The sequence below is a fragment of the Synergistota bacterium genome (assembly GCA_021159885.1).
Lineage (GTDB): Bacteria > Synergistota > GBS-1 > GBS-1 > GBS-1 > AUK310.
Genome location: JAGHDO010000010.1, coordinates 39923 through 63184, shown reverse-complemented (window position 1 = coordinate 63184; position 23262 = coordinate 39923). Strand labels below are relative to the sequence as shown.

The following is a 23262-nucleotide window of genomic DNA, read 5'->3' as shown; positions in this document are numbered from 1 at the left end:
TTGCAGAGGCGAGAGAAAAGCTCATAGAGAAGATAGTGGAGACGGATGAGGAACTCATGGAAAGGTATCTTAACGGTGAGGAAATACCTCCCGATGAGATTATAAAAGCGATGAGAAAAGCGGTTATAAGCGGGGAGCTCATTCCCGTTTTGCCTGGATCAGCTTCTGAGAATATAGGCGTAAAGCAGCTGATGGATTATATCGTGGATCTCCTTCCTTCTCCTACGGACAGACCCCCTGTTAAAGGTAAGCATCCCGAAACCGGTGAAGAACTGGAAAGAAAGCCCGATATCTCCGAGCCCTTTTCCGCTTGGGCTTTTAAGGTTGCATTGGATCCATACGTTGGGAAGCTCGTCTATCTTAGAGTTTGGTCGGGGGAGGCTTCAGCAGATGCAACCGTTTTGAATTCTTCCAAGGGGGATGAGGAGAGGTTGAGCAATTTATCCTATCCTATGGGTAAATCTCTCACCAAGGCTGATAAAGCAATTGCAGGTGATATCGTTGTTATAGCCAAGCCAAAGGTTAGTGGTTTTGGGGATACTTTATGTGCTAAAGATTCTCCTATTGTCTTTCCGGCTGTTGAGTTCCCTGATCCGGTTTACTCGCTTGCTATAGAGCCAAAGACGAAGGGGGATGAGGATCGCTTGAGCAATGCCCTTCAGAGGCTCATGGAAGCTGATCCTACATTTAAGGCTTATAAGAATACCGAGACTGGAGATACGATTATTGCGGGTATGGGTGATATTCACCTTGAGGTTGCTATAGAGAGAATGAAAAGCAGGTATAATGTTGACTTGAATGTAAGAATGCCAAAGATACCCTACAGGGAGACTATAAAGGGAAGATCCAAAGCCGAGGGTAAATATGTGAAGCAAAGCGGTGGACGTGGGCAGTATGGTTGGGTTTGGATAGAGTATGAGCCTTTGCCCAGAGGAAGCGGCTTTGAGTTTGCTGATAGGATCGTTGGAGGGGTTGTGCCAAAGCAATACATCCCGGCGGTTGAGAAGGGACTCCGTGAGGCAATGCAGAAGGGAGTTTTAGCTGGTTATCCAACGGTAGATTTTAAGGCTACGCTATACGATGGGAAGTATCACGAGGTAGACTCATCCGAAATGGCTTTTAAAATAGCGGCTTCTCTTTCCTTTAAGAAGGGTATAGCGGAAGCTAATCCTGTTCTTTTAGAGCCCATAATGGAGGTTGAAGTTACCGTTCCAGAGGAGTATCTCGGAGATGTTATGGGAGACCTTAATAGCAGGAGGGGGAGGATTCTTGGAATAGAGGCTAAGGGGAGGCTTCAGGTTGTTAAGGCTCTTGTACCTATGGCGGAGATGTCCAGATATGCCATAACCCTGCGTTCCATAACTTCGGGCAGAGGCACCTTTAGGATGAAGTTTTCCCACTATGAGGAAGTTCCACCCGATATAGCAAAGAGGATAATCGAGGAAGCTCAAAGAGAGCAGGAGGAGGAGAGAAGATAACTTGAAAAATATCTTTTGGGGGTGACGAGCTTGAAGAGAGAGGAGCTTTTAAGAGAGCTGATTGTAAGGGATATGGAAACGAAGATATTCTTTCTCGTGATAGATGGGCTTGGCGGCGTTCCCATGAATAGAGATGAAACGGAGCTTGAAGCAGCTTCAACGCCAAATATGGATGAGCTTGCCTATAAGTCTGCTTGTGGACTTCATTATCCGGTTATGCCGGGTATTACGCCAGGTAGCGGAGCAGGGCATCTCGCTCTATTCGGGTATGATCCCATAAGATACGACATAGGTAGAGGAATTCTTGAGGCTCTTGGAGTTGGAGCAGATGTGAAAAAGGGGGATTTAACCTGTAGGGGAAATTACGCTACGCTTAAAGATGGCGTTATAGTTGACAGGCGTGCAGGTAGGATACCTACCGAGCTTAACAGGAAGCTTACAGCCAAGCTTTCTCAGGGGATAAAGGAAATAGACGGCGTTTCGGTTTATCTTTACCCAGGTATGGAACATAGATTTGTTGCGGTATTCAGGGGAAAGGGGCTCTCGGACAAGCTTACTGATGCAGACCCACAGAAGAATGGCTTGCCTCCTCAGAAGGCTAAAGCTCTCTCGCCGGAAGCAGAGAGGGCTCAAAACGTTGTTAACAAGTTTATAGAAATGGCTACCGAGGTTTTAAAGGGAGAAGAGCCGGCTAATACCGTTCTTCTTCGGGGATTTTCACTTCCGCCTGATATACCCACGATGGAGGAGCTTTATGGCTTGAAGTGCGTTGCTATCGCTCACTATCCTATGTACAGAGGAGTGGCTCAGCTCGTTGGTATGGAGCCTTTGGAATCGGGGCCCGATCCGGAGCACGCTTTTGAGGTGGTTAAAGAAAATAGAGAAAAATATGATTTCTTCTACATACATATAAAGAAAAGCGACTCTTACGGGGAAGATGGGAACTTTGAGAAGAAGGTAGAGGTGATAGAGAAGGTCGATAGGGCACTCCCGATCTTGCTTGAAGCTAAGCCGGATGTTCTCGTTATAACCGGAGATCATTCTACCCCCTCCTTGCTTAAGTCTCACAGCTGGCATCCGGTACCCGTTCTTCTCTGGTCTCCGTACGTTAGACCAAGCAGGATAGCTTCGTTCGGAGAAAGAGAATGTCTTAAGGGAAGCTTGGGCATTATATATGGCGTGGATCTTATGGCGCTGGTTTTGGCTAACGCCTTGAGGTTAAAGAAATATGGGGCGTGAAAGGGGGACTGATGAAAATGGTTTGTGATCTTAAAGGAAGGCATTTCCTTACGCTTGCGGATTTCACGAGAGAAGAGCTTGAGACCCTTCTTGAAACGGCTAAGGATCTTAAGCTCAAGGCTAAAAGAGGAGAGTTCCCGCCTTTGCTTAAGGGAAAATCCTTGGGGATGATATTTGAGAAGCCTTCAACGAGGACGAGGGTTTCCTTTGAGGTTGCCATGGTTCAGCTTGGAGGCCATGCGCTTTATTTGAGCAGAAATGATCTTCAGCTCGGAAGAGGAGAAACGATAGCGGATACCGCAAGGGTTTTATCGAGATATGTTGACTGTATTATGGCGAGAGTGTATGCTCATTCCACGGTTGAGGAGCTGGCAAAATATTCCTCTGTTCCGGTGATAAATGGGCTTTCAGATAAGTATCATCCAACGCAGGTCTTAGCGGATCTTCTGACTATATGGGAAAAGAAGGGCAAGTTTGAGGGGGTAAAGCTTGTCTTCGTTGGGGATGGAGCCAATAATATGGCTCACTCTCTTTTATATGGAGCTACGATAGTGGGAATGGATATAACGATATGTGCTCCTGAGGGGTATCATCCTGATAGTGAGGTTCTTGAAAAAGCGAAAGAATTTGCCAGAAGAAGCGGTTCTAAGATAGAGGTGGTAAAAGATCCTAAAGAGGGAGTTAGAGGAGCGGATGTAATATACACAGATGTATGGACAAGCATGGGGCAAGAAGCGGAGAGAGAAAAGAGATTAGAGATATTTGAGCCTTACAAGGTGGATTCGAACCTTCTCTCTCTCGCTAAAGACGATGTTATAGTGATGCACTGCTTGCCGGCTCACAGAGGTGAGGAAATAACTGATGACGTTATAGATGGGCCACATTCTGTCGTATTTGATGAGGCGGAAAACAGGTTGCACGCTCATAAGGCGATATTAGCTTTAGTGGTTTGAAGATGTATCCACTCTTGGAAATATACCTTGAGAGGATTAGGGAAAATGCTGAAAAGCTGATAGATTTATGTGGCAGACGTGGAATAGATGTAGTTGGTGTAGTTAAGGGATGTACCGCCTTTCCCGAAGTAGCTAAGGCTATGCTTGATGGTGGTGTTAGGATCCTCGCTGATGCGAGAATTGATAATGTAAGAAAGCTGAGGAACGCGGGGATAAAATGTCCCATCATGCTGATAAGGATTCCCATGCTTTCGGAGATCAAAGAGCTGGTCGAACTTGCAGATATATGCTTGGTAAGCGAAATAAGCACTATAAAGGCTATAAATTGGGAAGCTGAGAAGACTGGAAAGAGATATAGGATAATATTAATGGTAGATATGGGTGATTTGAGGGAGGGGATATGGCCCTCAAATCTTATTTCCTATCTGGATACTATTAGAGATCTTAAGTATATAGAGCTATGGGGGTTAGGTACCAACTTGGGGTGCTTTGGTGGAGTAATCCCGACGCCAGAAGTTGCAAGTGCTCTCGTGGATTATGCTCGCTTCGCGAGAGAATACACAGGTTTTGATATTCCCGTGGTTTCGATGGGAGGATCGGTAACACTTCCTCTTGTTGAGGATAATGAAATTCCGGATGGAGTTAATCAGCTGAGAATAGGTGAGGCTATTCTCCTCGGTAAGGATACATCAAGAGGGAGAGTAATACCGTATTTGCGTCAGGATACCTTTGTTCTCAAGGCGGAGATAATAGAGCTAAAGGTAAAACCTTCCGTTCCTATAGGGAAAAGAGGAGTGGATGGTTTTGGGAGAAAGCCCGAGTTTGTGGATAAGGGGTTACGGAAGCGAGCTATAGTAGCCCTCGGTAAGCATGACGTTATGGTGAACATGCTCTTTCCCCTGATAGACGGAGTGGAGGTTTTAGGGGGATCAAGCGATCATACTATTCTTGACGTAACTGATGCTGTTTCCCCGCTTAAGGTGGGAGACATAGTTCCATTTGGGTTAGGTTACGGAGCGATGATGCTTGCTTCCTCATCTCCATATGTTAAGAAGGCTTTTATAAGCCCCTGAGGATATCAGGGGCTTAACTTCTTAAAAGCATAGGGGGTGTTAGCGTATGGAAGGGCATGCTTTTGGTGCCTTGTCCCTCGTGCCACCGATCCTCGCCATCGTTCTCTGTTTTCTAACGAGGGAAGTCCTGTTTTCCCTCTTTATGGGGATATGGGTAGGCGCGACGATCTTGGCTCATTGGAATCCTTGGAGCGGATTCCTATCCGTTTTCGATCACTACGTTCTGAGGGCGCTGGTTCCCAAAGATGGAGATACTTGGGATATGGCGGTTATAATTTTCTCAATGGCTCTCGCAGGAATGGTGGGAGTGGTAAGCAGAAGCGGTGGCTCACTGGCTATAGCGAGGGGGCTGGCTAAGAGGGCAAAGACTCCGAGGGGAGCGCAGTTTTTCTCCTGGTTGTTGGGTCTCATTATATTCTTTGATGATTATGCCAATACTCTTATCGTCGGTAACACCATGAGGCCCCTTACGGATAGCTTGAGAGTTTCCAGAGAGAAGCTTTCTTACATAGTTGATTCAACTGCAGCGCCGGTTGCAAGCTGGGCGATAATATCCACATGGATAGGATACGAGATGGGCTTAATTCAGAAGGCGTTTGAGAAGCTTCATATTAAGCAGAACATTTATCTCGTTTTCTTGCAGAGCATTCCTTACAGATTTTACTCCTTGGCTGCAGTAGTTCTCGTACTTATCATCGCTCTGCTTCTGAGGGACTATGGGCCTATGTATCATGCTGAGGTTAGAGCGAGAACCACGGGTAAGGTTTTGAGAGATGGGGCAAGACCTTTGGCTTCTTCTGAGTTAACTAAGCTTACCATTCCTGAAGGCAAGCCTTTAAGAGCTATGAACGCTTGGATACCGATTCTTACCATGATAATTGTGACATTCGTTGGGTTGTGGTATAACGGCGGAGGTCCGGAAAAGCCCTTCACTCTCGCGGGTATACGAGAGGCTATAGGGGATGCTGATTCATCCATAGTCCTGATATGGGCTTCATTTGCGTCATCTGCTGTTGCCATACTTCTAGTATTGTTCCAACGTATTCTTACGCTTTCTGAGGCTTTTGAAGCCTGGGTTGATGGTGCAAAAAGCTTGGTTATTGCCATGATGATATTAACGCTTGCATGGGCTATAAAGGGCGTTTGTGATGATATGAAAACCGCTGATTATATCATAGGGGTTACCAAGAATATACTTTCACCTCATTATGTCCCCCTTGTAGTGTTCATAGTTGCCGTTTTCGTTTCGTTCGCTACTGGAACTTCATGGGGAACTTCCGGTATTCTTATGCCCCTTGCCATACCACTCGCTCACGCTCTTCATGCCCCGATGATAGCCACGATAGGCGCGGTCTTCACCGGTGCGGTTTTCGGAGATCACTGCTCACCGATTTCAGATACGACGATAATGTCCTCCATGGCTTCAGCGTGTGATCACATGGATCACGTTAATACTCAGATACCTTACGCTGTTACAGCGGCGGTTGTCGCTGCCGTATTTGGATACATTCCTGCTGGTTATGGCTGGAATCCCGGACTCAGCCTTCTTATTATATGGCTTGTGCTCTTCGTTATAGTTAGGCTTATCGGTAAACCCACGGACTTTAAGACGCTTGGGGTTGACTTTAAACCTGATGAGGAGCTCACCATATCTTAAGGTTAAGCCACCACGCCGGTATAACCGCGTGGTGGCTATAGCCATGGCTCTCATCGGTGCCATGGGAATAGTAGAGGGCTTGCGTATAGCAAGCCCTCTTGCAGTAATAGTTGGTGTTCTTTTTCTTTTGGTTAGTGGTAGCTGGACGGAATTCGAGATAGGGGAAAAGGGCATGCTTGTTATAAAAAGGTATTTTGCTTTCATCAAGCTCACGGAGTTTCTTCCCTTCTCAGAGCTTACGAGAGTGGAGAGATATCAGGATAAGAGGAAAGGAATGGAGGTTTTCGAGCTCTGGTGGGGGCACAAGGGGAGGAGGCTATATCTAACGCCTTGGGAAGCTCGAATTTTGGAGTCTATTCTTTCGGAGGGGAAAGAGCGTGGCGGAGGGAACCGAAGAGCTTAAGCGTGAGTTTCAGGAAGCCCTTAATGCGGGGGATTGGGCTAAAGCGGCTTCGGTGGGGAGGAAGCTTGTCAGACTCGAGCCGCAAAACAGCGAGTATAGGTATAAGATGGGGCTTGTGCTTTTAAAGCTTGGTAATATTGAGGAAGCTAAAAAGGAAGCGGAGAAGGCAGTCTTCGTGGATCCATATTTCGTGGAAGCGAGGAATCTTTTGGGAGAGATACTGATAGCTCTTAACAGAAGAACTGAGGCAATGCGAGAGCTTAAAAAGGCAGTTGAGCTTAAGCCTGATTTTGATAGAGCTTGGTGGAATCTTGGCTATCTTTATGACGAGATGGGAAATACTGAAGAGGCCATATCTTGTTATAGAAGAGTTATAGAGATCAGCCCGCGCAATTCAGATGCTTATAACGATCTCGCGGTGGTGCTTCTAAAGCAGGGACTTATAGATGAAGCGATAGAGAAGCTTGAGGAAGCGATCAGAATAAATCCCGATCATCTTGGTGCACGGGTTAATCTTGGCTTACTCTATCTTGATAAAGGGTATTATTCCCGTGCCGTGGAGTCTTGGAAGGAAGTTATAAGGCTTAATCCTCAGGATGTAGATGCATATGTCTTTTTAGGAGATGCCTATGCTGGTAAGGGGCTTTGGGTAAAAGCTTTGATGGCGTGGAGAAAAGCAGTTGAATTTCTCCCTGAGAGAGGAGATCTACATCTCAGAATGGCTAAAGCCTATGCTGAAGAGAACGCTTGGGATATGGTTCTTGAGGAAGCTAATAAGGCTAAAAAGCTTGGTTTCGAGACGGGAGAGCTTTACTTTTTGATTGGCAAATACCATTATAGAAAGGAAGAATATAGGGAGGCAGGGGAAAGCCTTGAGAGAGCGAGGGAAATGGGATATAAAACGAGAGAGCTATATTACCTCTTGAGTAAAAGCTATATTTTCATCGAACGCTTCAGCAAGGCGGTGTCCACCTTAGAGGAGGCTTTGAAGGAGGGGTTTGAGGATAAAGAGTTTTTGCTTTTACTATCACTTTCTTATATAAGAACGGGAAATGCCGGTAGAGCGGTTGCGATACTCGAGGATCTTTCCCATAAAGATCCTCAAAATGTTGATCTTCTGAAACAGCTTGCAAAGCTCTATCAGAGGCAGGGCAGATTTGGGGATGCTGAAGCGTGCTGGAAAAACGTTCTCGAGCTTAAACCCGGCGATAAGGAATCCCTCGAGGCTTTAAGTAAGCTATCCAGAACTTCCTCAGCGATATCTGAACCGAAGTTTAGGCCGGAACATGTTGAGGCTCACAGACTTCTTGCGAGGGGATATATGAAAAGAGGAATGATTGAGGAGGCACTGTTGGAGTGGAGGAAGGTATTAAAAGTTTTCCCGGAAGATGCTGAGGCCTTAGAAGCTGTTGAGAAGCTTGGGGGAAGGGATAGAGGCGATGTTTCTTAGATGGCAGGATGTAGTTGACATATTGATTATAGCCTATCTGATATATAGAGTTTTACTTTTCTTGAGAGGAACGAGGGCTTTTCAGCTCGTTAAGGGATTGCTTTTTATATTTCTCCTGAACGGTATAGCGAAAGCCCTTGGACTTCACGCTATAAGCTATCTGCTTGAAAAAGTGATAAGCTTGTCGTTTATAGTAATTCCGATTATCTTTCAACCTGAGCTTAGGAGGGCTCTTGAGGAGCTTGGTGGGGGGTTCTGGGGTAGCCGAAGCGGTTTTTCTGAAAGAGGAGTGCATTCTGTAAGCGAGCTTTTCGTCGCTATTATATCCCTTAAAGAGAGTAAGATAGGAGCGATACTTGTATTTGAACGCAGAAGCAGTCTAAAGGACATATGGGAAAGAGGCGTGAAGATAGATGCGGAGCTTTCGGCTGAGCTTATCCTCTCGATCTTTAATCCAAAAAGTCCTTTACATGATGGTGCGGTTATAATAAAGGGAGACAGGGTAATAGCTGCAAGTTGTTTTCTTCCCCTTTCTGATAGAGTTTTGGATAGGCGATTAGGAACGCGCCATAGGGCTGCTATAGGAGTTACGGAACTCACTGATGCGTGGGTTATAGTGATTTCAGAGGAGAGAGGAGAGGTATCTTTGGCAGTGAATGGACGCCTCGTTAGGAACCTGAGCGATGAAGCCATAAGAAGGATCCTTGAGAGATATTATTTTGCCAAAAGGAGCGAAGGTTTTTGGAAGAGTTTTTTAACCTGGTTTAGGGGGGAGAAGATTGGGTAGCCTTGAGAGAATATTCGAAAGCAGGATAGTTATGGCAATTATATCTTTGTTTCTTTCCATAGCGTTCTGGTATTATGCAGTATGGCTTGGGGGATCCCGCGCTGTTGAGAGAATTCTCGAGGTGCCCGTAAAGATAAAAAATCCACCTGAGAAAGTTCTTATTGAGCATGAGGTTAATAGCGTTGAGGTTAGTCTTAAGGGTAGTAAGAATCTTATAGGTGAGATAACTCCCAGGGATGTAGAAACCTTCGTTGATCTTAGTGGCTTGAAGCCTGGAGTTTATAGACTTCAGGTTCAAACCCTCGTTCCATCGGGCGTTCAGGTTGTTAGGATAAAACCACCCTATATAGTCGTTTCCATAAGGAAGCTGGTTGAGAAAGAGATCCCAGTAAGGGCTTCAACTATAGGAAGTCCAGAGGAAGGTTTTCTTCTCGATGAGCTAAAGATAATACCGAAAAGCGTTCTTTTAAGGGGTCCCAAGGATCTGATCGATAAGGTTTCATACGCTTTCATAACCGTTGACCTTAGTGGAGCATCAGAGAGCTTTGAGACCTTTTCCAAAGTGAGGCTTGCGGGGCTTTCGGAGGGTGAGCTCGCTGAGCTTTCAGTTCTACCATCGCGGGTGAAGGTTCTCGTTTCTTTAAAGCCTGGATGGCCCACGAAGATAGTAAGGATAAAGGTTAATATTGAGGGGAAGCCTAAAAAAGCCTATGAGATAGGTTCTATCGAGGTTATCCCCTCGCACATAACCATAATGGGGCCCTCCTCGGTTCTCGAAAGGATAAACGAGGTTTCTACTCCCCCCATAGATATTTCTGCACTTGAAGGCACGTCTACCTTTGAGGTTAGGCTTTCTTCTCCTGATAAAAGTCTTAAGTTTTTGGAGAATTCGAGGGTTAAGGTCATAGTGGAGCTTAGGGAGAGGATCATAGAGAGAGAGTATTTAGTACCAGTTAAGGTCGTTGGAAGCAGCGTTTTCTTGAAATGGAGGGTTTCTCCTCGTCAAGTTAAGGTTAGGGTTAAAGGGAAGTATACTAAGATAAGAGCTCTCAAAGCTAAAGATATATTTGTCTCAGTTGATGTTTCGAATCTCCAGAGGAAGGAAGCTCTGCTTCCCGTGGAGATTTCCCTGCCTCCCGGTGTAGAGATAGTTTCCGTTAAACCAACAAGCGTTAAAGTTTTCACGGTCAAGGAGGGGAAGTAAATGGGAGGGCTTTTCGGAACTGATGGCGTTAGGGATATAGCTAACACGGGCAATATGAAACCGGAAATGGTGCTCAGGCTGGGGGAGGCTTTTGGATTTTTCCTCAAGGAAAGTAAGGAACGCCCAGTCGTCGTTGTGGGCAGGGATACGAGATTAAGCGGTTTTGCTCTCGTATCTGCTTTAGTATCGGGACTTCTCTCTGCTGGGTGTAACGTTGTAGAAGCTGGAGTCATTTCGACTCCAGGGGTTTCTCTTCTTGTTAGGGAGCTTAAAGTTGATGGTGGCGCAGTGGTTTCGGCTTCACATAACCCTTATGAATATAACGGGGTTAAATTCTTTAATTTCCTGGGGGAGAAGCTCACCCCCGATGCAGAAAGCCATATAGAAGAAGTTCTCGGTGAAAGACGCAGCTTGCCCACGGGATTTTACCTGGGTAAGCTTGATAGGATTGATCCTAAGGAATACTATATTCCGTTTCTTAGAAAAATAGCGGAGGGAATAAGTTTGGAAGGACTTAAGGTGGTAGTGGACGCTGCTAATGGCGCTCTATATGAGATAGCGCCATTGATCTTTGAAGAACTTGGTGCGAGTGTTATAAAGGTTGGATGTGAACCGGATGGTATAAATATAAATGCAGGTGTGGGAGCTACATCTCCCGGTGAGCTCGTTTCGGCTGTTATTAGGGAAGAAGCTTACATTGGTTTTTCATTCGATGGCGATGGCGATAGGGTTTTAATATCGGATTCACGGGGTAATATTGCCGATGGGGACGTAATATTGTATTTATCTGCTTCTAAGCTCAGACCAAAAGCCGTTGTTGGAACGGTTATGAGCAACCTCGGATTGGAAGAGGTCTTGGCTTCGATGAAAATAGGCTTCATTAGGGTTCCCGTTGGGGATAGATGGGTTTATGAGGAAATGAAAAAGAGAGATCTGCCAATAGGAGGGGAACCTTCAGGTCATGTTATATTTAGACCTGAAGTTTACACGGGAGATGGGTTAGTTACTGCTCTTAAGGTTTTGAGCTTTGGAGAATCTTTGGAGCACTATATAGATAGTTTTCCGAGATATCCTCAAAGGGTATGGAATGTTAAGGTCAGAGATAAGGGAAAGGTATGCTCCTCAATGCTCGTGAAGGAGGAGCTTCAGAGGATTTCAGAGAGCTGGAGAAAGAGTCTTAGGATAGTCTTGAGGCCTTCCGGAACGGAGCCTTTGATTAGAATAATGGTGGAGGGTAAGGATCCTATGCTCGTTGAGACTGTGGGTGTGAGACTTGCTCAAATTGTAAAGCGTGCTGATGAGGGAGAGGCTTAAGAAATGAGGGTTATTATCGTAGGAGCGGGTGAGGTTGGTTTTAATTTAGCTAAGGTTCTTTCCTCGGAGGGGCACGATGTCGTTCTTATAGAGAGAGATGAGAGGAAAATTTTTTCTATCCGTGAGAGACTTGATGTTCTCCTGGTTGAGGGAAGTGGATCCCATATATCGGTTTTGGAAGAGGCAGGTGTCAGAGAGGCAGATATTCTGATAGCGGTTACGAATAGTGATGAGACTAATATCGTTGCATGTTTAATAGCTAAGCAGTTTGGCGTTAGGAAGGTTATGGCGAGGGTTCAAACTCTCGAGTATGATGAGCCAGCTGGAATAGTGGCCCAAAAAATAGGGATAGATCTGCTAATAAATCCACAGAAGGTTGTGGCTTCTGAAATCTTTCACCTTCTTCAAATCCCTCTTGCGACTCAGGTTATGGAGTTCGCCTCGGGTAGAGTTGTGGTCTATGGCCTTAAAGTCGTGGAAACCGCTCCCGCTATAGATAAAAGTTTGATAGAGCTATCTCGTGAGATAGAAGGATCGTTTCTAATCGTTAGCATATTGCGCGATAGGGATATTCTCATACCTCATGGTGAGGATGTTATAAAACCCGGTGATAAGGTCTTCGCTGTGGGGAAGAGAGAAGATCTCCTTAAGCTCGCTAATTATCTTGGCGCTAAGAGGGAAAAGCTCAGGAAGGTCATGCTGATTGGAGGAGGGGGGGTTACATACTGGGTCGCAAAGAAGCTCGAGGAATCAGGGGTTCCCAATGTTAAGGTTATAAGCAAGAACCTCGAGAGGTGTAATGAACTTGCTGATAGCCTCTCATCAAGCTGGATCATACAGGGAGATGGAACAGATCTTTCCCTACTTAGTAGGGAAGGGGTTTCTGAAGTGGATGGTTTCGCTTCACTAACCCAGAATGATGAGATTAATCTTCTCTCGGTTCTGCTTGCTAAAAGTCAAGGTGCTAAGAAAGGAATCGCTCTGGTTAGAAAGCCAGATTACGTTAAGCTCGTTGATTATCTTGAAAAAATAGATGCCATAGTTAATCCCCGCTTGGCTACCGCAAGCACCATACTCAAGTATGTATGGCGTGAGGAGGTCATCTCTATGGCTCTGATCGAAGGAGCTGATGCTCGTGTCGTTGACTTTAAGGTGGGCAGAGGGGCAAAGATAACCGAGGGTAAACTCAGTGATCTCCCGCTTCCTAAGGGCTTTTTGGTAGGCGCTATAGTCCGAGACGATAAGGTTATAATACCCCGGGGCGATACCACACTCCGTGAGGGAGATGAGGCTGTGGTCTTTCTCGTTGGTGATGCTTTAAAGGAGGCTCAAAGCTGGTTCACTGAAAGGAGCGCATCTTAGCTTTGCGCTTAAGGGCTGTTATATATCCATTAGGGTGGCTTTTTATCTTTCTGGGCATATCGATGGTCTTTTCGCTTGGATGGGCACTTTACTTTAAAGAGGATCCTTTTCCCCTGCTCGAGGCTATGGCTTTCTCTATCGCTCTGGGAGCCCTTCTCGCTCTTCTTGGAGAGAAGGGAGTGGAGTTTACTCCTAAGGAAGGGTTTGGCATAGTTGCTTTTGGATGGCTTGGAGCTGCGGCGCTTGGAGGGCTTCCCTATTATTTTGGAGGAGTCTTTCCTAAGTATGTTGATTGCTTCTTTGAGGCAATGTCCGGGTTTACCACTACGGGAGCGAGCGTCCTAACAGATATAGAGGCTGTTCCTAAGGGATTACTATTCTGGAGAGATTTTACGCACTGGCTTGGTGGTATGGGGATAATAGTCCTCTCGCTTGCTATTCTTCCTGCTCTTGGGGTAGGAGGAATGCAGCTATTCAAGGCTGAGGTTCCAGGTCCCGTTCCCGAAAAGCTAAAGCCCAGGATGAGAGAAACCGCTAAGCTTTTGTGGGGAGTTTATTTCCTCGTTTCTGCGGCAGAAACCATTTTGCTTTATATGGGTGGAATGAGCTTTTATGAATCCCTCTGCCATACCTTCGGAACGGTTGCAACGGGAGGATTTTCCCCGTTGAACAAAAGCATTGGTCAATATCATAACCTTTATTTTGAGGTTGTGATAATGGTATTCATGTTTATAGCCGGAGCTAATTTTTCTCTTCATTATCGTGCTCTTAAAGGGGATTGGAAGTGCTTCTTTAAGGATGACGAGTTTAAGTTCTATGCTGGCTTCATCCTTATAGGTATACTCCTCGTTACGGTTTGCTTGTATATAAGCGGGAACTATAAAACCATCTTCTCGTCGTTAAGGTATGCGTCTTTCCAGGTGATATCCATACTAACTACTACTGGGTATGTTACTGCTGACTACTCTTGGTGGCATCCGTTTGCCAGGTATTTTCTTCTGGTTTTAATGTTTATAGGTGGATGTGCTGGTTCAACTGGTGGAGCGATAAAGCATGTTAGGATAATGGTACTTCTTAAAGTATTTAAAAGGGAACTTTATAGGTTGATTCATCCAGAGCTGTGATATCGATCAAGCTTAATGGTAGAAGCCTTTCTCAAAGCGTGATAAGCTCCGTAGTAAACTTCTTTATGATTTACATGGTTATATTCGTCGTTGCTTCCTTGATTATAACTGCTTTAGGCGAGGATATAGTAACCTCAATAGCTTCTGTTGCTGCTACCCTTGGAAATATAGGCCCTGGTTTGGGGAAAGTAGGTCCTGCTGAAAACTATGCCTTTCACACTTCTTTTGCTAAGTGGATTTTGAGCTTTTGCATGGCTGCAGGTAGACTTGAGCTTTACGCCATACTTTTAATCTTTTTGCCTGAAACTTATAAGCGTTAGGATTTCTTGATTTTTCCCCAAGCGAGCTTTGCCAGCCCTCCCGCGGTGTGCACACTTATATCTCGCTCTTCGCCCTCTATTTTCTTCTTAACTGCTTCTGGATCAGCTGAAAGGATTCGTCTTACGGTTTCCTTAGTTATACCGAGAATTTTTGCTATCTCATCTGCGGTTTTCTTGCCCTTTTCGCTAAGGACTATGGCATAGCATGCTTCCATCAAGCTTGGAAGCCAGGTTAGTTGCCTATATTGGATCATTTTCTTGGGACCTCCGAGCTCCTTTATTACCATGGCAAACGTTTCAAGAGCCAAATTGTCATAATCTTCCTCTTTGGGCTTTAGTATCTCTACCATGTTTTTCTCACTCCCTACTCGATTTCTGCAATCTTTGGGCCTATCTTAGCGAGACCCGTTTCTGTTATTTCAAGCAGATGAGTATCAGTATCATGTCCGCACATTCTTGACCCATCTATTCTGAAGGTTCTTACCAGCGTTCCAGGTGTCTTTTTGAATATCTTTTCATCTCTTTGAGTCTGAATAACCTTTTTCGCTGTTACCATGCTAACATCGCAAATGTGGCTAACCGCATATCCGCCGGCTGCTTCGGCGGACTCAGCTTCATGACTGCTTCTTTTCTGGCTTATCAGTAGACCTGTTTGGCCAAATCTTTTTAAGAAATTGAAGACCTTCCTTACTATTGATCTTGCCATTATTTCTTTTGCTTCGTATAAGCCAGTTATAGAGTCTACTATTACGGATTTTATCTCATACTCTTCGATAGCTTTTTCTATAGTTTTAAGCAAGCTTGGGAGGTCTTCTCTAAGAATAGAATATGTAGCTGCATCTATAATTGCTATCTTGTTTTCTACCTCTTCCCATTTTATACCCATTGCGTTTGATCTTATCTTTAGCCCCTGCATTAGAAACGGTGCAGGGCTTTCTACCGTTACAAAGCAAACGGGATACCCCAAGGATGCTTGCTTTACCGCGAATTGCTCCGCCATAAGTGATTTACCGGTATCGGGCATGCCGGTCAGATTTATAACAGCTCTATAGGGATAACCTCCAAGCGGTTTCCTCACGATCTTTCCATTTTTAAGTTCAACGGAGTAGAAGAGCTCATCGAGCCCCTCTACTCCGCTTGCTATCCCGAAAAGCTTTGGAGCCTTATTCTTAAGATCGCTTGCGAGAGAGAGAGCTCTCTCTACGACTTTTGCCTCTTTCATTCCTCTTTTACCTCTTTTATTGCGGTTTCCTTAGCTTTATCCTCCATCTTAAACTGCGATACTATCTCTCTGAGTCGTTCAGCGATTCTGGCAAGCTCTTCTAAGCTTGCTGTAATTTCCTCAAAGGAGGCCGTATTTGTTTCCACCGCTTCGTTTATCTCCTCTATCTCTCCAGATACCCTAAGAGTGTTGTTCGCTATCGAGTCTATCGCTTTCGCTATCTCATGTAGCGCAGCGCTCTGCTCTTCGGTAGATCCCGCAACTGTTTCTATCTTCTCGCTTATAGTTGCGATACTTTCTATTATCTGGTTAAGCTTTATCGACGCTTCATCTGCTATGGAGGAGCTTCTTGCCACTTCTTCTATTGTGCTTTTTATTTCTCCAACGACCTTTTGTGTTTCGTATCTTATGCTCTGGGTTAGCTTCTCTATTTCCTGTGCAGCCTTGTTTGATTCCTCAGCGAGCTTTCTTATCTCCTCAGCGACGACGGCGAAACCCCTTCCAGCTTCTCCAGCGCGGGCTGCTTCTATTGCCGCGTTTAATGCGAGGAGGTTAGTTTGATCGGCTATGTTTGAGATGGTTCCTGCAAATGTCTCTATGGATTTTCCTATGTCGACAAGGGTCAGTGCTATTTGTTCGATGCTCTTAACGCTTGTTGATATATCTTTAAGCTTTGAGATAGCTTCTTCCACTTTCTTCCCGCCTTCTTGAGCGAATGTTGTAATATTGTTGGCTTCATGAGCTATCGTTTCAGCTTGTTTAGCAACCTCGGTGGTAGATGCGGTAACCTCTTCGATGCTTGCATTTATATTTTCGACATTTGCGGTGTTGTCTTCCATCTTTTCAGAAATAGTCTTTATTCTCTCTGTTATCTCGATAAGCTTCTGCGTTGAGCTTTCCGATGCTCTCTTTACCTTTTCGACTTCATCGTCTATGGTTAATGCTTTTTCTCGAATTTCTATTAAGGATTTCTTGAACGAGTCTACTATCATGTTATAAGCCTTAATTAATTGTGATATCTCATCGTTTCCCTTAGGCTGAGGCATTTTGAAAGCTAAGTCTCCTTTAGTTAGTCTTTCAGCTCCTTCAAGCAGATGGGATAGGGTTTTCTTAAGGCGCAGGGATAGGTATGCTGATATTCCAATAGCTATTGCTATTCCTACTATAAGCAGTACTATAGAAATTCTCTTCATATCGATGGCATAGCTTTTCGCTATCAAATTAAGCTTATCTAATCTACTTTGCGCTGAGTATGCGAGCTGATTAGCTCTGTCCTCAAGGATCTCCCTCTTTTGAGCGAGATTTTCAAGCTTAGTTCTCAGGCTTTCGAGGGAAGCGCCCTTGTTTAAGGCGGATGCTATGTCTGAAGAAAGAGATATATAAGCGTTAAAGTCGTTTTTAAGCTCGTTTACCTTTGCTATATCCTGCTGGTCTTTCATTTTTTCCGCTATGCTGAGGATCTTGTTTAAACGGTTCCGCGCTTCCTCGAGCGCTCTCTCAAGATTAAATTTCTTTAACTCAGCGTGAAAGCGAGCGGAGAAATATCTGCTTATTCTTGCTATATCTGTTTTAAACCGCTCGCTTTCAATAAGTAGAGGAGTGTCCATTTCTCTTATTTTGGTTGCTTGAGCTTGCATTGTTGAAATGGTATTTAAGCAATAAAGGGTTAAAATTAACATTATACCTATTACTACCGTGAATCCGATGACTACTTTGCTGCTGAGTTTCATGGCTTTCCCTCCTTTCAATAGGCGGAAGTAATTATATTATAGCATTATCCTTGTTATCCTCCCGCAAGAGAGTTATAATTCTTTCGTGTTTAACTTTGAGGAGGTGAAGAAGCTTATGCTAAGAAGCAGAAGAGTAGCGGAAGGAGTTGAAAGGGCACCTCACAGATCTCTATTTTATGCTATGGGTTACTCACCGGAAGAGTTAAAAAAACCTCTAATTGGAGTGGTGAATGCTGCTAATGAAATGATCCCCGGGCATGTTCATCTCGATTTTATATCTTATGCTGCTAAAAGAGGAGTAATGCACGCGGGTGGAACTCCTATGGAGTTTCCCGTTATAGGCATATGTGATGGCATAGCTATGGGACATGAGGGAATGAAGTATCCACTTCCTTCAAGAGAGCTCATAGCGGATTCCATAGAGACGATGGCTAACGCGTATCAGCTTGATGGTCTGGTTCTCATTACTAACTGCGACAAGATAATTCCCGGTATGCTTATGGCAGCTGCTCGGCTTAACCTCCCCGCGGTTATAGTCAGTGGTGGTCCGATGCTGTCTCCTCTGTACGATGGGGAAGCTGTTGATCTCATAACCGTTTTTGAGTGGATAGGCAAGCTTAAGAAAGGAGAAATTTCTGAGGAAGATCTTGAAAAGCTTTCTATGGTTGCCTGCCCAGGCTGTGGCTCATGCGCGGGAATGTTTACCGCGAATACGATGAATTGCCTTTCTGAAGCTCTCGGAATGGCTATTCCCGGAAACGGGACAGTTCCTGCGGGATATGACGGTATTAGGAAAAGAATAGCGTTTAAGGCGGGGATAAAAGTCGTTGAGCTTGTCAAGCGAGGAATTAAGGCGAGGGATATAATGACTGAGGAGGCCTTTCATAACGCGATAGTTCTTGATCTTGCTCTGGGAGGTTCAACTAACACGGTCCTGCACCTTCCCGCTATAGCCTATGAGGCTGGTGTGGATCTTCCACTCACCAAGTTTGATGAGCTTTCAGGGAAAACTCCAACCCTGTGCAAAATCAGTCCAGCAAGCAGGCAGCATATAGAAGATTTGAATAGGGCGGGAGGAATTCCTGCCGTGTTGAAGGAGCTCTCTAAGCTTAACTTGCTTAAGCTTGATGCTATGACGGTTATGGGGGTTAGCCTCGGTGAGGTAATTAAGGACGCTCGCGTTCTTGATAGAGAGGTTATAAGGAGCGTTGAGGATCCCTATAGCGAGAGAGGTGGTCTTACCATACTTTGGGGAAATCTTGCTCCCGATGGCGCTGTAGTTAAGGAAGCTGCGGTTAAAAAAGAGATGCTCCATCATGTTGGTGAGGCTCGCGTTTTTAATTCAGAGGAAGAAGCTATAGAAGCTATCTATGCTGGGAAAATACGCGAGGGAGATGTTGTTGTGATAAGGTATGAGGGGCCTGCTGGAGGTCCAGGAATGAGAGAGATGCTTGCTCCCACATCTGCTATTGCAGGTATGGGGCTTGACGGAAGCGTGGCTCTTATAACCGATGGAAGATTTTCCGGAGGAAGCAGGGGAGCGGTCATAGGCCATGTTTCTCCTGAGGCTCAGAGGGGAGGACCTATAGCTGTAGTGAAGGAGGGAGATGAGATAGAAATTGATATACCGAATAGAAAGCTGATCCTCCGAGTTTCAGAAGAGGAGATAAAAAGAAGGCTTGCGGAATGGACTCCACCTCCTCCAAAGTATAAGACCGGTTATCTGGCGAGGTATTCAAAACTGGTTTCTTCGGCTAATAAAGGAGCGGTGCTTCTTAATCCTTAGCTATTGCATCTTTGCACAGCTTTGTTGACACTAATTCTCAGCTATGATATATTTCAAGCAAGCTATTTCAAAACATTTTAGGGAGGGGGAAAGAGGAGATGAGTAAGGGGAGATTGAGAAGTGAGCTGGGACTCTTAGACACCACTTCGATAGTTGCGGGCATCGTTATAGGAGCGGGGCTTTTTATAGTTACGGGGATCGCTGCTAAGTTTTCAGGATCTTTGGTCTGGCTTGCTTATCTTATAGGCGCTGTTCCCATTATATTGATTGGACTCACGACGGCATCGCTTTCTTCGTTCTACCCCGTTGAGGGAGGAAGCTATGTATATCCATCGAGAATCATCCATCCTCTTTTTGGATTTCTAACTGGTTGGTCAATGTGGCTTGCGATTATAGGTCCTATCGCTATTACCGCCAAGGCGTTCATAAACTATCTTAATGCTTTGCCCGGCGTTAGCTTTAACATGTCTGTTATCGCTGGAGCTGTTGTGCTTACGCTTGCTTTTCTCGTTATAAACTACTTGGGTATCAAGTTGGTCGCGGTTGTTCAAAATATTCTTTTTATATTCTTGGTTCTGGGCATATTGATCTTTACGTTTCTTGGACTTCCTCATATGAAGTTGGCTTACCTTAGAATGGGATCTCCTATGGGGTTCAGTGGGGTTCTTAAAGCAGCTTCTCTTTTGATATTCGCCTATGCGGGTATAACCGTGGCTACAGATATCGGTGAGGAAGTCAGAGATCCATCGATTTTGCCTAAAGCTGTTTTGCTTGGTGTATTGATCCCTATAGTTCTGTATGTGTCCTCGAGCTTGGTTTGCGTTGGGGTTCTCCCGTGGGGTAAGTTTGCGGCTTCCAAGGCTCCTTACGCCACTGCCGCATCTACTTTTATGGGATCCTTTGGCGTGGCTTTTATCGTTCTCGTTGCGTGGGCGGCTATCTTAACATCTCATAACGGGGAGCAAGCGACAGCAGCGAGAGTTGCCTTTTCTCTATCGAGAGATAAGCTATTGCCCGGTTTTTATAAAATAAACAAATATGGCATTCCTCACGTTGCTCTTATAGTTGGCGATATCATAGCTATCTTTCTTATAATTACGGGAACTATTCAGCTTGTTGCTGAGATAGTGGTTGCCTCATTTCTGCTTGAGTGGATAGCCTTTCACCTTTGCGTGTTTTTCCTGCCCAAGAGATTTCCTGAAATGTATGAAAAGGGGAACTTCTTTAAGCTTGACGGATGGAAGATAATTTTTCCTGTGCTGGGCTTAGGTATATCGGTTTATTTCCTGATCCTTCAAGGGCCAAAGGCTTTAGCTTACTTCGGTATATGGCTTCTTATAGGGACTATCGTTTACTTTGTAGGTTTTAGCAAGAATAAGGAAGAGGTGAAGAAGCTTGTTTCTGAATGGCCCAGGGGAAGATATCTTGAGTGAGGGAGGATTCTTATATGTTTAAGATATACGTTCTCGCGGAAGATTATGTGGGATATAACAGTCCATTTTGGGCTCAACATGGGATATCTTTTTTAATAGAAAAAGACGGGGAGAGGATTCTCTTTGACACCGCGACTTATGCCGAGCCTATCTTATTTAACATGGATAAGCTTGGAATAGATCCTAAGAGTATAGACATGATAGTCCTGTCTCATAGTCACCTCGATCACACGGGAGGGATTCATGAACTTGTAAGACGTATAGGAAAAGAGATCCCGATATTTGCTCATCCGAAGATCTTTAAAATGAGTTTTGCCCTTGAGGGAGGTTTTTTCTATGTGGGAATTCATCCTCGTTTGAGGGAAGAAGTAGAGAAACTGGGAGGAGTGTGGGTATTGTCTGAGGATCCGATTGAAATAGCGAAGGGAGTTTTCACAACGGGGGAGATAAGGGACGAGGAAAAACTTGATTTTGAAAGGTATCCTACGATATCGCTTTATAAAATTGAGAGCGGAAAACTTCTTAAAGACAGCGTTGAAGATGAGATCGGTTTAGCCATCGTTGATAATTCAAAGCTACTCCTTATAAGCGGATGTTCTCATCCTGGCATAGTGAGCATGCTTAAGAAAGCTATGGACATAACTGGTGTCAAAGATCTTTCCGCGGTTATCGGGGGGTTTCATCTTATAGAGGCTTCGGAGGAGAGAATAAGGAAAACCATGGCTACTTTGAAGGAGCTTGGCTTAAGCTCCGTTTACACGGGCCATTGCACCGGATTTAAAGCGGAGTGCCTTTTTGCCGATGCCTTTAAAGAGGGATTTCATAAGTTACATTGTGGGATGATTATAGAAAGTTCGCAACTTTGAAAAAAAGGGAAGGGATAATAGGTCCCTTCCCCTTAATTTATCTTAACAGGTTTAACCGGCTCCAAGAAATATCCTGGGCAGCAGGAGCGTGAGAGACGGGAAATAGGTTATAAGGATTAAAACGCCAATTAGCGCCAGCACCATTGGTAAGATCGATTTGCTTATCTGCTCAAGCGTTAGTCCCGTTATTGCGCTTGCTACGTATATGTTTATTGCTACCGGAGGCGTTGCCATTCCTATGGCTAAGCCTATAACGACCATTAGTCCAAAATGAATGAGATTGCCATTAAGCTTGAGGATGGTTGGGAGAAATATGGGGGTTAGTATTATAAGAGCGGAAGCTGTTTCCATGAACATTCCTGCGAGCAAGATGATGATGTCTATAACGAGATAGATTAAAAGAGGTTCATTTCCCACTGTTGAGAGAAGAGCTTTAGCTATCTTTTCTGGAACTTGGTAGAAAGCGAGTCCCCAGCCGAATAATTTTGCGGTGGCTATTATGAACATGACGAGCGATGAGGTCACTCCCGCATTTACAACTATCTTAAAGATTTTTTTTAGGGTTAATCCCTTATAAATAAAGAACGCGACTATTAGGCTATAATCTACCGCTATTGCGGCTGCCTCGGAGGGAGTGAATACACCTGAAAATATGCCTCCCAAAATTATAACGGGAGTCATTAACCCCCAGAGGGAGGACAGAAATCTGCTTAATACTTCCCTTCCAGGTAGTGAGGTTCCGGGAGGATAGTTTCGTTTCCTTGCTACATATATTGCCAGTCCAACCAAGGCTAATCCCATCAGAGCTCCGGGAATAAATCCGCCCATAAAAAGCTTTGATACCGATTCTCCTGCTATGACGCCATATAATACCATTGGAACGCTTGGGGGAATTACGACCCCTATTGTTCCGGATGAAGCAATGAGTGCGGAGGAGAAATCTATATCATATCCTTTTTTCTTAAGCTCTGGGAGGAGAGCAGAACCAACCGCAGCGGTAGTTGCCGCACCTGAACCAGATATAGCTGCTATGAACATAGATGCGACTATGGATACTATAGCGAGGCCTCCTCTTATCTTCCCAAGGGTTGCTTCAGCAAAAGCGATAATTCTCTCTGATATTCCCCCTTTAGCGAGTATATCTCCAGCAAGAATAAAGAATGGGACTGCGACAAGTGCGAAAGAGTCATTTCCCTCAAATAGTGTTTGTGGAACCATTTGCAAGGGTATGTCGCTAATTATGAAGATAAGGAGTGCAGCAATACCTATCGCAAGGGCAATAGGGGCTCCCAGGAGCATGAGAAGGAAAAACGTGCCGAAAAGAAGCCATCCCATTTTATTCACTCTCCTTCCCGAAGGCTTCCATAAGTCCGGATGCAAGGTGGAGTATGATTACGGCTCCCATAATTGGATAGATGGAGTATATGTAAGGCATGGGAATGTTAAGCGCCGGTGAAGTCTGCGTTGACTCCTCGATCATCAGCTCTATGCCGTACCAGAGAACGATGAAGAAAAATATGACCCCCAATATATGTGTTATCACCACCGCCAGCTTTCGAAGAGCGGGAGGGAATCTTTCTATCACGAATGTAACCGCTATGTGGGATCCGCGCTTAAACGCTATTGCCGCTCCTATTAGGGATGACCAAACGAGTAGAAATCGCGTGATTTCTTCGGACCAGGAGAGGGCTTGAAAGAAAAACCTGAAAATTACTTGCATCGTTGTTGTAATTATCATAGCAAAGATAAAGATGAAAAGAACGATCTCACAAATCTTATTTACCCTATCACTTAAAAGCATGATAACGGGGCGGTGGATTTTTCCCCCAGCCCCGTTATCCATTTTTCTGCTCATTTTCTA

The 23262-nt window shown here is 44.8% G+C and carries 19 protein-coding genes and 1 pseudogene; 15 read left to right on the top strand and 5 right to left on the bottom strand.

Annotated elements, in window-relative coordinates; translation table 11 throughout:
- The 12 genes and pseudogenes from J7M13_00895 to J7M13_00840 all read left to right on the top strand — a co-directional run.
- On the top strand, positions 1-1478 hold a 1478-nt coding region (locus tag J7M13_00895), incomplete at its 5' end, for an elongation factor G (GenBank protein MCD6362550.1).
- A 30-nt stretch (positions 1479-1508) separates the two neighbouring features.
- Positions 1509-2717, top strand: a complete 1209-nt coding sequence (locus tag J7M13_00890; protein ID MCD6362549.1) for a 2,3-bisphosphoglycerate-independent phosphoglycerate mutase — start codon at positions 1509-1511, stop codon at positions 2715-2717.
- A 17-nt stretch (positions 2718-2734) separates the two neighbouring features.
- Positions 2735-3670, top strand: a complete 936-nt coding sequence (argF, locus tag J7M13_00885) for an ornithine carbamoyltransferase (GenBank protein MCD6362548.1) — start codon at positions 2735-2737, stop codon at positions 3668-3670.
- A gap of 2 nt (positions 3671-3672) precedes the next feature.
- A complete protein-coding gene (locus tag J7M13_00880) occupies positions 3673-4743 on the top strand; it encodes an alanine/ornithine racemase family PLP-dependent enzyme (protein MCD6362547.1) in 1071 nt (356 codons plus the stop codon).
- A 46-nt stretch (positions 4744-4789) separates the two neighbouring features.
- Complete coding sequence (locus J7M13_00875) at positions 4790-6400, top strand: Na+/H+ antiporter NhaC family protein (GenBank protein MCD6362546.1); 1611 nt, start codon at positions 4790-4792, stop codon at positions 6398-6400.
- Complete coding sequence (locus J7M13_00870) at positions 6378-6803, top strand: hypothetical protein (GenBank protein ID MCD6362545.1); 426 nt, start codon at positions 6378-6380, stop codon at positions 6801-6803. Before J7M13_00875 ends, J7M13_00870 begins: the two co-directional genes overlap by 23 nt.
- Complete coding sequence (locus J7M13_00865) at positions 6778-8253, top strand: tetratricopeptide repeat protein (GenBank protein MCD6362544.1); 1476 nt, start codon at positions 6778-6780, stop codon at positions 8251-8253. Before J7M13_00870 ends, J7M13_00865 begins: the two co-directional genes overlap by 26 nt.
- A complete protein-coding gene (cdaA, locus tag J7M13_00860) occupies positions 8243-9040 on the top strand; it encodes a diadenylate cyclase CdaA (protein MCD6362543.1) in 798 nt (265 codons plus the stop codon). Before J7M13_00865 ends, cdaA begins: the two co-directional genes overlap by 11 nt.
- Positions 9033-10244, top strand: a complete 1212-nt coding sequence (locus J7M13_00855; GenBank protein ID MCD6362542.1) for a hypothetical protein — start codon at positions 9033-9035, stop codon at positions 10242-10244. The genes cdaA and J7M13_00855 overlap by 8 nt, the downstream gene beginning before the upstream one ends.
- Positions 10245-11558: a phosphoglucosamine mutase gene (glmM, locus tag J7M13_00850; GenBank protein MCD6362541.1), complete on the top strand. Its 1314-nt coding sequence runs from the start codon at positions 10245-10247 to the stop codon at positions 11556-11558.
- 3 nt (positions 11559-11561) lie between these two features.
- The gene (gene trkA, locus J7M13_00845) at positions 11562-12920 is read left to right on the top strand and encodes a Trk system potassium transporter TrkA (GenBank protein MCD6362540.1); all 1359 of its coding nucleotides are present in this window, start codon (positions 11562-11564) and stop codon (positions 12918-12920) included.
- A 2-nt stretch (positions 12921-12922) separates the two neighbouring features.
- A pseudogene (locus J7M13_00840) lies at positions 12923-14364 on the top strand (TrkH family potassium uptake protein).
- Here J7M13_00840 and J7M13_00835 read toward each other — a convergent pair.
- The 3 genes from J7M13_00835 to J7M13_00825 are packed head-to-tail and all read right to left on the bottom strand — an operon-like array spanning position 14361 to position 17316.
- Complete coding sequence (locus tag J7M13_00835; GenBank protein MCD6362539.1) at positions 14361-14714, bottom strand: regulatory domain protein; 354 nt, start codon at positions 14712-14714, stop codon at positions 14361-14363. The pseudogene J7M13_00840 and the gene J7M13_00835 overlap by 4 nt on opposite strands.
- Positions 14715-14728: 14 nt before the next feature.
- A complete protein-coding gene (locus J7M13_00830) occupies positions 14729-15586 on the bottom strand; it encodes a KaiC domain-containing protein (GenBank protein MCD6362538.1) in 858 nt (285 codons plus the stop codon).
- Positions 15583-17316, bottom strand: a complete 1734-nt coding sequence (locus J7M13_00825) for a HAMP domain-containing protein (GenBank protein MCD6362537.1) — start codon at positions 17314-17316, stop codon at positions 15583-15585. The genes J7M13_00830 and J7M13_00825 overlap by 4 nt, the downstream gene beginning before the upstream one ends.
- A 115-nt stretch (positions 17317-17431) precedes the next feature.
- On the opposite strand from J7M13_00825, the gene ilvD reads away from it, so the two are divergent.
- The 3 genes from ilvD to J7M13_00810 all read left to right on the top strand — a co-directional run bounded on the left by ilvD (position 17432) and on the right by J7M13_00810 (position 21401).
- Positions 17432-19102: a dihydroxy-acid dehydratase gene (gene ilvD / locus J7M13_00820; GenBank protein ID MCD6362536.1), complete on the top strand. Its 1671-nt coding sequence runs from the start codon at positions 17432-17434 to the stop codon at positions 19100-19102.
- 98 nt (positions 19103-19200) lie between these two features.
- Positions 19201-20535: an amino acid permease gene (locus tag J7M13_00815; protein MCD6362535.1), complete on the top strand. Its 1335-nt coding sequence runs from the start codon at positions 19201-19203 to the stop codon at positions 20533-20535.
- A gap of 14 nt (positions 20536-20549) precedes the next feature.
- A complete protein-coding gene (locus J7M13_00810) occupies positions 20550-21401 on the top strand; it encodes an MBL fold metallo-hydrolase (GenBank protein MCD6362534.1) in 852 nt (283 codons plus the stop codon).
- A 51-nt stretch (positions 21402-21452) separates the two neighbouring features.
- Here J7M13_00810 and J7M13_00805 read toward each other — a convergent pair whose 3' ends face one another.
- Both J7M13_00805 and J7M13_00800 read right to left on the bottom strand, forming a co-directional pair.
- Complete coding sequence (locus tag J7M13_00805; GenBank protein ID MCD6362533.1) at positions 21453-22736, bottom strand: TRAP transporter large permease; 1284 nt, start codon at positions 22734-22736, stop codon at positions 21453-21455.
- A 1-nt stretch (position 22737) separates the two neighbouring features.
- Positions 22738-23256, bottom strand: a complete 519-nt coding sequence (locus tag J7M13_00800) for a TRAP transporter small permease (GenBank protein ID MCD6362532.1) — start codon at positions 23254-23256, stop codon at positions 22738-22740.
- Between the last annotated feature and the right edge of the window lie 6 nt (positions 23257-23262).

Bases quoted from the DNA above. Each gene is read 5' to 3' on its own strand.
- J7M13_00870 (MCD6362545.1), top strand. From the start codon at position 6,378: ATGAGGAGCTCACCATATCTTAAGGTTAAGCCACCACGCCGGTATAAC.
- J7M13_00810 (MCD6362534.1), top strand. From the start codon at position 20,550: ATGTTTAAGATATACGTTCTCGCGGAAGATTATGTGGGATATAACAGT.
- J7M13_00880 (MCD6362547.1), top strand. From the start codon at position 3,673: ATGTATCCACTCTTGGAAATATACCTTGAGAGGATTAGGGAAAATGCT.
- J7M13_00800 (MCD6362532.1), bottom strand. From the start codon at position 23,256: ATGAGCAGAAAAATGGATAACGGGGCTGGGGGAAAAATCCACCGCCCC.
- cdaA (MCD6362543.1), top strand. From the start codon at position 8,243: ATGTTTCTTAGATGGCAGGATGTAGTTGACATATTGATTATAGCCTAT.
- J7M13_00830 (MCD6362538.1), bottom strand. From the start codon at position 15,586: ATGAAAGAGGCAAAAGTCGTAGAGAGAGCTCTCTCTCTCGCAAGCGAT.
- J7M13_00805 (MCD6362533.1), bottom strand. From the start codon at position 22,736: ATGGGATGGCTTCTTTTCGGCACGTTTTTCCTTCTCATGCTCCTGGGA.
- argF (MCD6362548.1), top strand. From the start codon at position 2,735: ATGGTTTGTGATCTTAAAGGAAGGCATTTCCTTACGCTTGCGGATTTC.
- J7M13_00875 (MCD6362546.1), top strand. From the start codon at position 4,790: ATGGAAGGGCATGCTTTTGGTGCCTTGTCCCTCGTGCCACCGATCCTC.
- J7M13_00825 (MCD6362537.1), bottom strand. From the start codon at position 17,316: ATGAAACTCAGCAGCAAAGTAGTCATCGGATTCACGGTAGTAATAGGT.
- trkA (MCD6362540.1), top strand. From the start codon at position 11,562: ATGAGGGTTATTATCGTAGGAGCGGGTGAGGTTGGTTTTAATTTAGCT.
- glmM (MCD6362541.1), top strand. From the start codon at position 10,245: ATGGGAGGGCTTTTCGGAACTGATGGCGTTAGGGATATAGCTAACACG.
- J7M13_00815 (MCD6362535.1), top strand. From the start codon at position 19,201: ATGAGTAAGGGGAGATTGAGAAGTGAGCTGGGACTCTTAGACACCACT.
- ilvD (MCD6362536.1), top strand. From the start codon at position 17,432: ATGCTAAGAAGCAGAAGAGTAGCGGAAGGAGTTGAAAGGGCACCTCAC.
- J7M13_00835 (MCD6362539.1), bottom strand. From the start codon at position 14,714: ATGGTAGAGATACTAAAGCCCAAAGAGGAAGATTATGACAATTTGGCT.